Below are 12,981 nucleotides of genomic sequence, written 5' to 3'. Positions count from 1 at the left end.
ACCCGGCAGCATTCCGGCCCCGCCGCTAGGCAGGAACAACATCTGGAGCACTCATAGCCCGGGCCAGGTCCACTCGACAACATAGGCGAGGACGACCGCCATCACCACACCGAGCGCAAGGCGGGACAGCGCGACCGCCAGCCGCATCCGGTGCGCGACATGGTCCCGGATACGCGCCGCAGCCTCCTGCGGGGACACCGTGACGAGACGGCCGATGAGATCGTTGTCACGCGCGCTCATGACCTCGATCTGGCGCTCGATCCGGGCTTGCGCCTTCTCGAGCACTTCCACATCCTTGCCGAGCTCGGCGATGCGGGCCTTGACCTCGTCCCAACTGGACAGACTGTCCCAGGCCGATTTGGCCAGCGGCTGGACAAAACGAACATTCGCGGCTCCGGCCAGCAGGCTCAGGCCAGCAAGCGCCAAACCTCCCACCGCCTTGCCGACCTTCTTGGCCCGCGTCCAGTTGCGATCGTCATAGGAGGTTTGCAGCTCATTCCTCAAACTCCGGAGTTCACTGATCGCGTCCGCCTGGCTCGCCTTTGCCGACTGGAGTTCGACGACCCAGCGCATGCGTTTGCGGATTGAAGACCTGATGGTCTGCGCGGTCCACACCGCACGCAAAGACGGCCCGATGGCGAACAGCACGAGCGTGGCAATTTCCACGACAAGGAGCGGCAGGTTCCAGCCCAGCCACGCATCGAGATACGCAGCAAGCGGGGCGACGGCAATTTCATGCCACGCGACCACGATGCGGTCGATCATCTCGGCGAACTGGCCGAGCTGGCCGAGCCAGTCCTCGATCACCGAGAGAACCGCGTTGGAAAAGTCGCGCCGGACCACAAGGGTCAATGCTGTCAGCAGCGTCGCGGTGAAAGCAAGATAGCCCACCGTCGTGCGAAACACGCCAAGCACGGCCGAGATCAGCCGCGCAATTCCTTGCCCGGCAACACGTGCCGCACCCGCCCCCGACATTGCATGCTCCCCCGTGAACCGACACGTTCACGAAACGCTATACGCGTTGTGTGACGGATCTACCCGCCGGGTCGAGGACTGGCGCTAGGTGCTGGAGCGGGTGAAGGGAATCGAACCCTCGTCGTAAGCTTGGGAAGCTTCTGCTCTACCATTGAGCTACACCCGCCTGAGCCCAAGCATATACGCACAGATCACCGCAGCGGAAGCCGGATTTGCACGCCGGGCTGCGACGCCGTCAGGACACGAAGAATTTCGACAGTTTGAGACCCTGGGCCTGGTAGTTCGAGGCGAGCTGGCCATAGGCTGTCTGCGGCGGCGCCAGCATGGGCTCGTAAACGAGGCGCGCGATCGGCTGTCCGTGTTCGAGGATAAAGGGCACATCCCGTCCGCGCACTTCCAGCACAGCCCGGGCACCGATACCGCCGGCCTCGGCCGTGCCGAATCCCGGATCAAAGAAGCCGGCATAATGGGCCCGGAATTCGCCGATCTCGGTAGCGATCGGCGCCATCTCGGCGGCTTCTCCGCGGCCGATCTCGACCGCCTCGCGCGAGGCGAGGATGTAGAACTCGCCCGGATCCAGGATCAGGCGATGATCCGGCGCGCGCAGCGGTTCCCAGAAGCGACTGGCGTCATGGCCGCCGATCCGGGCCAGATCAACCAGACCGGAATGACGACGGGCGCGATAGCCGACAATGCCGTCCTCGAAACCGGCCAGATCCACGCTAACGGTGACTTCACGCAGCGCCCGGTGAGCGCCCTGGCGGAAACGGATCTGGCTCAGCCGGTCGCCCTCGCGGGCCAGGATCGAGAAGGTGCACGGGGATATCTCGGCATAGAGCGGGCCTTCATAGCCGACCGGTGCCTGGTCGAAGGCGATGCCGTGATCGGTGATGACGCGGGTGAACACATCGATGCGGCCGGTCGAGCTTTTCGGGTTCATCGCGGCCGTCAGGCCCTCGGGAAGCTTCAGGCCTTCCTGCAGCGGCGCCAGATAGACGCAGCCGGTCTCCAGCACGGCGCCGGCCGCGAGGTCGACGGTGTGCATGACCAGATCATCGTCGAGGCGCTCGGTCACCGTCCGCCCGGGACCGGGCAGGAAGCTCGCCCGCAGCCGCCAGGCCTTGCTGCCCAGACGCAGATCAATGCTCGCAGGCTGGACCTGGCCGTCGGCCAGGGGATTCGTCGACGTCAGGATACCCCGCCCGGACAGGGCAGCGAGATGATGGTCAGGCAGAATTCCGGTGTCAGTCATGGGTCACGATCAGCATGTCGGGTGCCGTGCAGATGTCCAACATCCGGCCCGCCCTGTCCAGCGATGCTGACCGTGGGGGTTGAGCCCGTCCGCGCTCAGGTTGATGATGGCGGCGAATTTCACGGACCGGCGGCACCAGGCACGCCCGGTCGCAGGGGCGCTCCATGTACCAGCACGAAAGCCGCGGCGTGCGGATCAGTGTCAGTCCTGACTATCTCGAAGACGAGAGCACGCCCGATGAGGGCCGCTATGTCTGGGCCTATACGATCGAAATCGAGAATACCGGCGAACAACCGGTCCAGCTGATCGCCCGCAAATGGGTGATCACCGACGCCAACGGCCATACCGAGCACGTCCAGGGCATGGGCGTGATCGGCGAGCAGCCGGTGATCGAGCCGGGGGAACGCTTTCGCTACACCTCCGGCGCCCCTTTGGCGACTCCGTCCGGATTCATGCGCGGCAGTTACGAGATGCGCCGCGGCGACGGCGAAAGTTTCGCGGCCACCATCCCCGATTTCTCGCTGGACCGCCCGTCCGACCGGCTCTGGCTGCATTGACCCGATGAGCGCCAACCCGATGAGCGCCCTTGCCCCCTTGTCATTGGCCCAGGATATCTTGCAACCGTGACCCAGGCCCTGCGGCAAGTCCTCTTCATGATCGGCATGATGGTCACCGTGCTGGCCACCACCATGCTGGCGCCGGCCCTGGTCGATTTTGCCGAAGGTGACCGGGAGAGTGCGACGGCCTTTATCCTGTCGGCCGTGATCGGCGTCTTCATCGGTGGCGCCGTCACCCTCGGTACGCGCGGCCCGGTTGGCGACATGCCGCCGCGCGGCGCCTTCGTGCTGATTGTCGGCGCCTGGCTGGCCCTGTCCTTGTGTGCGGCCCTGCCGCTGCGACTGTCCGGCGAGGGGCTGAGCTGGACCGATGCGATCTTCGAGTCGATCTCCGGCCTGACAACGACCGGCGCCACGGTCATTACCGGCCTCGATTTCAGACCACCAGGCATGCTGCTCTGGCGCGCGATCCTGCAATGGATTGGCGGGATCGGCATCATCGTCACGGCGATGGCCTTCTGGCCGATGCTGGGCATTGGCGGCATGCAGCTTTTCCAGCTGGAAACCGGCGACAAGTCGGACAAGGTGCTGCCGCGCGCGACCCAGATCGCGGCCGGGATCGCCATCATCTACCTGCTGCTGACCGTGATCTGTTTTCTCGCCTATATCGCCGTCGGCATGGACTGGCTGCACGCGGTCTGCCACGCCATGTCGACAGTCTCGACCGGCGGTTTTTCGGCCTCGGACAATTCCATGGGCAATTACGTCCATCTTGGCGCCGACGTGATCACCACCGTTTTCATGGTGCTCGCCTCCCTGCCCTTCGCCCTGTTCCTGCTGGCGGCGCGCGGACGCTTCGGTGGACTGCTCCGCGATGCCCAGGTACGCGGTTTCATGCTGGTGGTCGTGGTCGCGTCTGTCGGCCTCACAGCCGTGCTGGTTCTGCAAGACACCCCGACTGGCGATGTCGCAGCCTGGCGCCATGCCAGTTTCAATGCTGTCTCCATCATCACGGGGACCGGTTTTGCCACCACGGACTACGGACAGTGGGGCTCGTTCGCGCAAGCCTGCTTCTTCGTCTTCATGTTCATCGGCGGCTGCGCCGGATCAACGACCTGCTCGATCAAGATATTCCGCTACCAGATCGCCGGCACCGCGATACGTCGCTACCTCGCGCGCCTGCTGCGCCCGAATGCGATCATCCCGATGCGGTATAACGGTCGACCGGTCTCGGAGAGCATCCTGCACTCTGTGCTGGGCTTCTTCTTTGTGTTTTTCGCTGTCTACGCCGTCTCCGCGGCGGTGCTCTCGGCGATGGGGCTCGACCTCGTCACGGCCCTGTCCGGTGCCGCAGCGACACTCGGCAATGTCGGCCCGGGCCTTGGACCGGTCATCGGCCCGGCCGGCACGTTCGAAAGCCTGCCCGATCCGGCAAAATGGGTGCTGACGGCCAACATGTTCATCGGTCGGCTGGAGGTCCTCGCCGTCCTCATCCTGCTCAGCCCGCGCTTCTGGCGCGCCTAGGCAGCCGCGAGAATGACCCGGTTGCGCCCGGCCCCCTTGGCCTCGTAGAGCGCTTCATCAGCGCGCTTGAACAGGCGCGTCAGCGAGGGCTCATCGCCGTTGACCGCGACGAGGCCCGCCGAGATGGTGATCGCGATCACCTGCCCGTCCCGCACAAACGGCGCGTCCTCGACGGCCTGCCGAACACGGTCGGCAATTTCGCCGACACTGGCCTGCGCTCCGGCATGAATGAGCGCCACGAATTCCTCGCCGCCGAGGCGCGCGACATGGTCGGTGTCGCGGATCTCGCCGTTGAGGACCTGCGCCACATGCTGCAGCACTGCATCCCCGACATCATGCCCGTGCGTGTCGTTGACCCGCTTGAAATGATCGACATCGAAGACCGCCAGCGCGGACTGCCGGCCGGCTGTCGCGGCCTCGCAGAAAACACGGTGAACCAGCGCTTCGAAAGCGCGGCGATTGGGGAGGCCGGTCAGGTGATCTGTCAGCGCCGCGCGCCTCAGGACCGAGGCTGAATGTCCGGCCGACAAGAGCACGAAGCCGAAGACCAGATTGGTCTCGACCACGGTCAGCGAGAGAATACCGATTGCGACCATCTGGTTTGGCGCCAGCACGCTGGGAAGTTCGGGATCGAACAGCAGCACCCCGGCGCAGATCACGGCCAGCGAGGCTACGAAATAATAGATCGTATAGCGCAGCAGACGCACGCCGGGCTGCCCGTCGCGCCGTCCGATTACCGACAGGTAGGGCAGCATGAGCAGGTTGGGAATGATTACCCCGAGGCCGAAAACGGCGAAGCGCAGGGCGGCACTGTCCAAACCCCAGGTGAAGGCCGGAAAGCCGATCACCATGAGCGCGGCCAGACCACCCGACTGCCAGCGCGGGACCCGCCCCCCGGCAAACCGGGCAACGCCCTCGAGCATGATGATGAAGCCGCCCGCCGCGAGCATGTCGCCCAGCACGACACCGAGGGCGTCCGGGACAACACCGCGCAGCGAGATCAGGCCGAGACCGATGCCATGGGTGGCCGTCCCGGCCAGCCACCAGCGCGGCCCGTCACTGTTTTGCTGGATAGCCGCATTCACTGCATGGATAAACACGCCAGCCAGAATGACCGGCACAAGCGCCAGGATGAGTGTCTTGGAGTCCATATCGCGCGACGCTTGCCTTCCCCGATCGGTCGGCACTCTCCGCCCGAGGCGTTACCGGAGCGTTGCTGTCGGCAAACTAGTTATGCTGCGCCGCAATGCGATCCGGCAATCAAGGCCAATGGTCAGGACACCGCGCCATCGACCTCGAGGGGATCAAACTTCCAGTCGCGATTGCAATATTCGCAGGTCATCACGATGGCCCCGTCGGTCTCCATCTCGGCCCGGTCATCGGCCGGGAAGGACGCAATGATGCGGCGCAGTCGTTCGCGCTCACACGAACAGCGTTTCGCGACACTGGCCGGCTCGAGGAGGCGCACGCCATCCTCGTTGAACAGCCGATAGAGAAGCGCCCCGGCCGACAGGTCGGGGTCGAGCAGCTCGCCATCCTCGACGGTTTCAAACAGGGCCCGGGCATGATCCCAGTCCTCGTCGGCAGAGCCACGCGCCTCATCGCCGGCGACAGACTGGAGCAGGGCCCCGCCGCCGCGCCACTGCCGGTCCTGATCACCTGACCAGATCTCGCCAATCGCACAATGAAGACGGGTCGGCGTCTGCTCGGACTGGCGAAAATAGGTCTCTGCGACCTCACTCAGACTCGTGCCCTCAAGCGCCACCACGCCCTGATACTGGTCCATGTCCGGACCATGATCGATCGTCATGGCGAAAGAGCCGTGGCCGAGCAGGGTCGTCATCATCGCATCCGGTTCCGGCGCCTGCGCCAGGGCGGCCTCGACAGCGACGCGGTCCAGCGACGCAAAGCCGCGCACGCCCTCGCCGCTGACATGTTCAGCGACCAGGAAACGCACCGGACCGTCGCCCTGGGCCTGGACGATCAGGCGACCGTCAAACTTCAGCGCGTCACCGACCAGCGTCGTGATCAGGACGGCTTCACCCAGAAGACGCGCCACCGGCTCGGGATAGTCGTGGGCCGAGAGGATCTCGTCGAGCACGGATCCCATCCGCGTGACCCGCCCGCGCACGGTGCGGCCTTCGATCTGAAAGCCGGCAACGATATTGTCGTGTTCTCCGAGCGGGTCACTCACGGTGGAATCCTTGTCGATGATACAGGCCCGACAGCGTCAGGCCATTGGCTCGAGCGCCGCCAGGGCTTCATCCAGCACGGCGACCGCCTCGCTGGCATCGTCCTTGGTAATGATCAGCGGCGGCGCCATGCGGGCCACATTGTCACCCGCGGCCCCGATCAGCAGGTGGCGATCACGCGCCAGACCCGCAAGCTTCTTGGGGTCGAAGCCGGCCTTGAGCTTCATGCCGATCAGCAGACCCTTGCCACGCACCTCCTCCACCTTGTCGGCATGCCGGTCCATGAGGCCGTGCAATTGCTGCGACAGGTAGTTGGAGACATCAACCACATGATCGAGGAAACCGTCAGACGTCAGCTCGTCGAACACGACATTGCCGACGGCCATGGCCAGCGGGCCACCGCCATAGGTCGATCCATGCGTACCGACGACCATGCCCTCGGCTGCCGCTTCGGTCGCCAGGCAGGCGCCCATCGGGAAACCGCCGCCGATACCCTTGGCTGCGGCCATGATGTCCGGCTCGGCACCGTCGACCCACTGGTGGGCGAACAGCTTGCCGGTCCGGCCCGCGCCGGACTGGACTTCATCATAGATCAGCAGGAGGCCGTGCTCGTCGCAAAGCTGACGCAGACCCCGCAGGCATTGCTCGGGCACGGCACGCACGCCGCCCTCACCCTGGACGGGCTCGATACAGATCGCCGCGGTCTCTTCGGAAATAGCGGCCTTGAGTGCCTCGTGATCGCCGAACTCGACCTGGTCGAACCCTTCCATCGCCGGGCCGAAACCCTCGAGATATTTCGGATTGCCGCCAGCATTGATCGCACCATAGGTGCGGCCGTGGAAGGCACCGGTGAAGGTGATGATGCGGTAGCGTTGCGGATTGCCGTTCACGAAGTGATAGCGGCGCGCCGTCTTGAGCGCACATTCCATCGCCTCGGCACCGGAATTGGTGAAGAAGACGCGGTCGGCGAAAGTTGCCTTGGTCAGCTTTTCCGCCAGCTCGATGCCGGCCGGAACCTTGAACATGTTGGACAGGTGCCAGAGCTTGCCGGCCTGCTCGGTAAGGGCGGCGACCGCTTTGGGATGCGCATGCCCCAGGCAATTCACCGCGATGCCCGAAATGAAGTCGAGATACCCGTCGCCATCGGCAGTGTAGAGGCGCGGGCCCTTGCCGTGGTCGAAGACCAGATCCGGCGGGGCGTAGGTATCCATCATCGGTGCGGGCATGTCGTATCCTCCTGGAGTGCCGGCTGGCGGGTTTGACCCGGTCTCGCTGCGGGCCTTGCCTCTCCTCTAGGCCGCCCCGTTCAGCTCTTCAAGCGCCAGCCTGCATGCAGCAGCGCATAGCTGAGCGCGCCGAGTGCAAGGTTGATCGCGGCGAGCAGGACCACCCCGATCATGAGATTGCCGTCGGCATGCCCGGTGAAGCCGTAGCGGAAGCCGTCAATCATGTAGAAGAACGGGTTGAAATGACTGATCGTTGCCAGCGGTCCGGGCAGGTTGGTGATCGAGTAGAAGGTACCCGACAGGAAGGTCAGCGGCGTGATAACGAAGGTGGTGACCGCCGCCATGTGATCGAATTTCTCTGCCCACAGCCCGCCAATAATGCCGATCATCGACAACATGGCGGCCGCGCTGATGCCAAAATAGAAGACCGCCCACCAATGGGCCGGCATCATGTTGAGGAAGGGCACCAGGGTGAGCGCCGTGACGGCGGCGACAAGGATGCCGCGCGTCATCGCGCCGGCCGTGAAGGCGATGAAGAGTTCCAGCGCCGACAGGGGCGGCATCAGGAAGTCGACCGTATTGCCCTGGACCTTGGACACCAGGATCGACGACCCGGAATTGGCGAAGGCGTTATTCAGCAATCCCATCAGGATGAGGCCGGGAGCTAGAAACTCCGCAAACGGAATTCCGCCGACATCGCCCCGCCGGGCGCCGATCGCGACCGCAAATACGGTCATGTAAAGCAGCGTCGTCGCAACCGGCGCGAGCACCGTCTGCATGCCGACCTTGAGGAATCGCCGGACTTCCTTCTTGTACAAGGTCCAAAGTCCCAAGACATTGAAAAGGCCAAACTTCTTGGGACGTGGAAAATCAGTTAAGGCGACGTTACTCATATCGAATTACCCTTAATTTCCCGGTAACCATCTTCGTTAACGATTGGGTATGCAAGTGAGCTTTCCACAGGTATGACCATAACCCCATCTTGTGGCACTGCTCTGCGTGGGTACAATATCTAGTGTAATTAAACATGCATTGAGCAATGCGCGGTTTACCATCACCAAGGTAGGCAGACGCATCCCAGACGGGAGACTAGGGCAATGGCTTGGACTGACGAACGCGTGGAAGAACTCAAGAAACTCTGGTCGGAAGGCCTGAGCGCGAGTCAGATTGCGAAACAGCTCGGTGGTGTGACCCGCAATGCCGTGATTGGCAAGGTTCACCGTCTTGGCCTTTCAGGTCGGGCGACACCGTCGCGCCCGGCCCGCCGCACCGCCAAACCCTCCCGCCCGCGCACCCCGACGGCGACCACCGCGCCGGCGCGCACTGTTGCGCGCCCCTCCCCCTCAGCGCCCCCCACTGCCGCGCCGGCGCCGGTGGAGCCAGCCGTTCTTCCCTCTGGCGAATTTGCCACCGTGCTGACGCTTCGCGAAAGCATGTGCAAATGGCCGATCGGCGATCCGGCGCAATCCGAATTCCGCTTCTGCGGTCGCAAGGCCGACACTGGCCATGCCTACTGCAATGCCCACTCTGACATGGCCTACCAGCCCAGCCAGAAGCGCCGCCGCCGCAATTCCGATGCCTCGGCCGCCCTCGACGCAATCGCCGCCACGCGCCGCTTCAATTTCTGACCCGACCCCTCACCCAGGTATCGGGACAGACAATGGCCGCCTCGTTCTCGAGGCGGCCGTTTTTTTGCCTCGACACAGGTCAACCACATGCCGGTTCCGGGACCACTTTTTCATAGCCAAATCCTATGGAAGTGCTTTGAAACTGGTATTCGAAACTGATCGGGCGGCAACCCATTTCACCCGCATCAACTCTTGGGAGACCCTTCATGAAGACCTTGTCCACCGCGACCGGCATTGCCGTCGCCCTGTCTGTTTCCGCCCTGGCCAGTGCCGAGGACTGGAGCTATCACGGTGATACCGGCCCGGATCACTGGGGTTCGTTGAGCGAGGAATTTGGTGTCTGCTCGGCGGGGACCCAGCAAAGCCCGATCGACCTCACCGGCGCCATTTCCGCCAGCGGTGCCGCACCATCCCTGATGCTGAACTCGATCTCGGGTGTGCAGGTCAGCCGCAATGCGCACGGCGTCACCTACAGCGCTGACAGCGTTGATGCCGGCCTGACGCTGAATGGCGTCGACTTCACCCTGCTGCAATTCCACTTCCACGCCCGCTCCGAGCATCACATCGATGGTCAGGACTTCCCGATGGAAGTGCACTTCGTGACCGCTTCGGAAGACGGCGCCCTCGCCGTGGTCGGCGTCATGTTCGAGGAAGGTGAAGCACATCCGGACCTCGAGACACTCTGGGCCGCCATCCCGGGCGAAGGTGAGTCCGGCGCGGGTCCTGCCATGCTGTCGCTCGAGCGCTTCATCCCGGCAGACGAACCGGTCTTCCGTTATGAGGGCTCGCTGACCACGCCGCCCTGCTCGGAAATTGTCAGCTGGACGGTCTTCCCGACACCCATCGAAGCCTCGGCAGAACAGATCCGGGCCTTCACCGACCTGGTCGAGGACAATGCCCGCCCGGTCCTGCCGGCGCATCGCCGCTATGTGCTGCTGTCAGACTGATCAGACAGTCGTCGGAGAACAAAAACGGGGCCCGACCGATTGGTCGGGCCCCGTTTCTTTTGCCTCACGGCCGGGCGTGCGGTTTATGGCGTCTCTACCGACCGCCGCAGCCAATCCTTCTGGCAATAGAGGTCGGCCGAATAGGCCCGGAGAAGCGGGTCCAGCCGCTCCAGGAGCGGATCGAGCTCGGGTGCCCCAACAAAGAAGACCAGCGCCGCCTGGCGCCCAGCATCGACAATATGGCCGCTCCGGTTCCAGTGGTCATCGCCGTGACGCCCGCGGGCCAGGGGCCGCACCGTCCAATGGGTGACCTCGGCGGCAGCCAGGCAGGTCTCGAATTTCGTCATGTGGACTTCGTCAGCGAGGATTTCCACGCGGCATTTGGATTGCCAGTTTTGCATGATCAAACCTCCAGGATGCGACCGGCCAGCCAGGCGTAAACCGGGATGCCGACCATCAGATTGAACGGAAAGGTGACGCCAAGCGAGAGCGTCAGTGAGAGCGCGGCCTTGGCTTGCGGCAGGGCGAGACGCATGGCTGCGGGGACGGCAATATAGGATGCCGAGGCCGACAAGGTCATCAACAGGGCGCCATCCCCCGGTGTCAGGCCAAGCAGCCAGCTGGCCACCAGCGCAATCCCCGCCCCGATGGGCGGCATGTAGAGGCCGAAGCCGATCAGCGGCCAGCGCAGGAGAGTGCGGTGCTGGACAAGGCCTCGGCCGGCGATCAGGCCCATATCGAGCAGGAAGAGGCAAAGCACACCGCGGAAAATGTCGACAAAGAAGGGCTCGACAGTGGCCATCCCGGCCGGCCCGCTGATCCAGCCGATGGCGAAAGCGCCCAGCAGCAGCAGGATCGACCCATTGGTGAAGGCTTCACGAATGACCGAGGTGGAAAGCCCCGGTGCAGCCTGCCCCGGACTTGCCAGGGCTCGCCCGGCGAGGATGAGACCGGTCAGGATGGCCGGCGCCTCCATCGCGGCAGCCACGGCGACCATATAGCCGCCTCCGGGCTGGCCGAGCGCCTCTCCGGCATCCTTGGCCGCGATGAATGTCACAATGGAGATCGAGCCGTAATGGGCGGCGATCGCCGCTGCGTCGACCCGGTCGACACCAGTGGTGCTCCGCAACAGTCCGAATCCGATCAGGGGCAGACCGGCGGACAGGACGATGCCCGCGCCCAGCAGAAGAATGAGTGAGGCCGGGTCTGCCAACGCCATTTCAGCGCCGCCCTTGAAGCCGATCGCCATGACCAGATAGAGCGACAGGCCCTTGGCCACGGCCTCGGGGATGGCGAGATCGGATCGCACCATTGCCGCCAGCAATCCGAGCATAAAGAAGAGAACGGCCGGTGAGAACAGGGTCGTTCCGGCCAAGCTTAGCCAATCCATGTCATCTTCCTCGCGTTGTGAATCGGGCCTTCAAAAAGGAGCGGCCCGACCAGGGACTTGCGGGGACACGCAGGACTGGCCGGGCCTACCGGTGTGGGGCGGGCGCGTGCGAGGGACACCCTTATATAGCCGCATACCGGCGTTGAACCACTTGATCAGGACAGGGGAACGATCAGGCAGGGCTTGACTAACGCCCCCGAATGAATAGCTAAAAGATAAGATATCTATCTTATGAATAGGGTGAGACTATAAATGAGACCGACCCTCCGGCAGCTGCAATATCTTGTCGCCACAGCGGAAACCGGGCGTTTCTCGGACGCCGCCGAACAGCTTCATGTCAGCCAGCCAAGCCTGTCCGCGCAGATCGCCGAAGCCGAGGCGCATCTGGGGGTTATCGTCTTCGAGCGCGGCCGTTACGGGGCGAGGCTGACGCCGCTCGGGGCGGAAATCGTGCGCCGGGCCCGCTATGTGTTGCGCCAGATGGAAGACATGCAATCGATCGCCAAGAGCGGTGGCATGGGGCTTTATGGCCGCGTGCGACTGGGCGCACTACCGACCATCGGTCCCTATCTCCTGCCGCGCGCGACAGCCGCACTGCACCGCGACTTCCCCGACCTGCGCCTCTCGATCCGCGAGGAATCCACGGTCGAACTGCAGGAAAAACTCACCGATGGTCAGATGGACGTGCTGATCTCGACACCGGAAGACCACAGCCCGACCGAGTCCGCCCACCTGTTCAAGGAGAGCCTTTGGATTGCCGTTCCGGGCGATGACCCTCTGGCCGCCGACACAGGACCGATCGGTCTCGACCAGCTGGCCGGGCGGCCGGTCCTGACGCTGGGCATGGGGCACCGTCTGACCTCACTGGTCTCCGAACTGGCCCATGCAGCGGGCGCCTTCATATCGACCGACTATGAAGGGACCAGCCTTGACGCCATCCGCCACATGGCCGCGCTGGGCGCCGGCGTGGCGGTCCTGCCCCAGCTCTATGTCACCTGTGAGGCCCGGCGCGATGACGTGCTGGTCTATCGCCGTATCGATACGCCGTCAGCCGAACGCAATATCGCTCTGGTCTGGCGGCAGGGCTCGCCACTCACCGATGGTTTCCGGCAATTGGCCAGCGTCCTCGGCAGCGCAGCGAACTCCCTGCTCGACAGTGCCTAGTTGTGAGTTCTCATAAGGTTGTTCACCCGGGCTGAAGCCTTGAGACTGGTTGTTGCGAAACGATCAGCCATCGAGGAGAGCCCGGATGAACGCCCACAGGAATGCCAGAACTACGCCCTATTCGCG

The 12,981-nt window shown here is 64.0% G+C and carries 13 protein-coding genes and 1 tRNA gene; 5 read left to right on the top strand and 9 right to left on the bottom strand.

The genetic code is table 11. The annotated features are described in order from the left end of the window. Positions 1-51 precede the first annotated feature (51 nt). The 3 genes from QZZ02_RS09325 to QZZ02_RS09315 form a co-directional block, all read right to left on the bottom strand. Complete coding sequence (locus QZZ02_RS09325; protein WP_291843904.1) at positions 52-975, bottom strand: hypothetical protein; 924 nt, start codon at positions 973-975, stop codon at positions 52-54. 92 nt (positions 976-1,067) lie between these two features. Then, positions 1,068-1,141: transfer RNA gene (locus tag QZZ02_RS09320), tRNA-Gly, on the bottom strand. A gap of 69 nt (positions 1,142-1,210) precedes the next feature. Further along, on the bottom strand, positions 1,211-2,227 hold the full coding sequence (locus QZZ02_RS09315; RefSeq protein WP_291843903.1) for a 2'-deoxycytidine 5'-triphosphate deaminase: 1,017 nt from the start codon (positions 2,225-2,227) through the stop codon (positions 1,211-1,213). Positions 2,228-2,391: 164 nt separating this feature from the next. Between QZZ02_RS09315 and apaG the strand changes: the two genes are divergently transcribed. Together apaG and QZZ02_RS09305 are read left to right on the top strand one after the other, a co-directional pair. Continuing rightward, positions 2,392-2,784 carry a Co2+/Mg2+ efflux protein ApaG gene (gene apaG, locus QZZ02_RS09310; protein WP_291843902.1) on the top strand — a complete coding sequence of 131 codons (393 nt, stop codon included), beginning with the start codon at positions 2,392-2,394 and terminating at the stop codon, positions 2,782-2,784. A gap of 66 nt (positions 2,785-2,850) precedes the next feature. Then, positions 2,851-4,308, top strand: coding sequence for a TrkH family potassium uptake protein (locus QZZ02_RS09305; protein WP_291843900.1), 1,458 nt, complete (start codon positions 2,851-2,853; stop codon positions 4,306-4,308). On the opposite strand, the gene QZZ02_RS09300 is transcribed toward QZZ02_RS09305, so the two are convergent. The 4 genes from QZZ02_RS09300 to QZZ02_RS09285 all read right to left on the bottom strand — a co-directional run bounded on the left by QZZ02_RS09300 (position 4,305) and on the right by QZZ02_RS09285 (position 8,619). Beyond that, complete coding sequence (locus QZZ02_RS09300; protein ID WP_291843899.1) at positions 4,305-5,459, bottom strand: GGDEF domain-containing protein; 1,155 nt, start codon at positions 5,457-5,459, stop codon at positions 4,305-4,307. The genes QZZ02_RS09305 and QZZ02_RS09300 overlap by 4 nt on opposite strands. A gap of 122 nt (positions 5,460-5,581) precedes the next feature. Then, the gene (locus tag QZZ02_RS09295; protein WP_291843898.1) at positions 5,582-6,502 is read right to left on the bottom strand and encodes an Hsp33 family molecular chaperone; all 921 of its coding nucleotides are present in this window, start codon (positions 6,500-6,502) and stop codon (positions 5,582-5,584) included. Between the two features lie 36 nt (positions 6,503-6,538). After that, complete coding sequence (locus QZZ02_RS09290) at positions 6,539-7,726, bottom strand: aspartate aminotransferase family protein (protein WP_291843897.1); 1,188 nt, start codon at positions 7,724-7,726, stop codon at positions 6,539-6,541. A gap of 80 nt (positions 7,727-7,806) precedes the next feature. Beyond that, positions 7,807-8,619, bottom strand: a complete 813-nt coding sequence (locus QZZ02_RS09285; RefSeq protein WP_291843896.1) for an ABC transporter permease — start codon at positions 8,617-8,619, stop codon at positions 7,807-7,809. 204 nt (positions 8,620-8,823) lie between these two features. On the opposite strand from QZZ02_RS09285, the gene QZZ02_RS09280 reads away from it, so the two are divergent. Together QZZ02_RS09280 and QZZ02_RS09275 are read left to right on the top strand one after the other, a co-directional pair. Beyond that, complete coding sequence (locus QZZ02_RS09280) at positions 8,824-9,354, top strand: GcrA family cell cycle regulator (RefSeq protein ID WP_291843895.1); 531 nt, start codon at positions 8,824-8,826, stop codon at positions 9,352-9,354. Between the two features lie 206 nt (positions 9,355-9,560). Then, positions 9,561-10,301, top strand: coding sequence for a carbonic anhydrase family protein (locus tag QZZ02_RS09275; protein WP_291843894.1), 741 nt, complete (start codon positions 9,561-9,563; stop codon positions 10,299-10,301). A gap of 83 nt (positions 10,302-10,384) precedes the next feature. On the opposite strand, the gene QZZ02_RS09270 is transcribed toward QZZ02_RS09275, so the two are convergent. Continuing rightward, positions 10,385-10,702: a hypothetical protein gene (locus tag QZZ02_RS09270; protein ID WP_291843892.1), complete on the bottom strand. Its 318-nt coding sequence runs from the start codon at positions 10,700-10,702 to the stop codon at positions 10,385-10,387. Between the two features lie 2 nt (positions 10,703-10,704). Beyond that, entirely contained in the window at positions 10,705-11,691 is a 987-nt protein-coding gene (locus QZZ02_RS09265) for a sodium-dependent bicarbonate transport family permease (RefSeq protein ID WP_291843890.1), read from the bottom strand. Between the two features lie 252 nt (positions 11,692-11,943). On the opposite strand from QZZ02_RS09265, the gene QZZ02_RS09260 reads away from it, so the two are divergent. Continuing rightward, positions 11,944-12,855: a LysR substrate-binding domain-containing protein gene (locus QZZ02_RS09260; RefSeq protein WP_291843889.1), complete on the top strand. Its 912-nt coding sequence runs from the start codon at positions 11,944-11,946 to the stop codon at positions 12,853-12,855. Positions 12,856-12,981 lie beyond the last annotated feature (126 nt).

Source organism: Maricaulis sp. (genome assembly GCF_015665295.1).
Classification (GTDB): Bacteria; Pseudomonadota; Alphaproteobacteria; order Caulobacterales; family Maricaulaceae; genus Maricaulis.
Note: the sequence above shows the minus strand (reverse complement) of the source record. Positions and strands in the feature narration are given on the sequence as shown.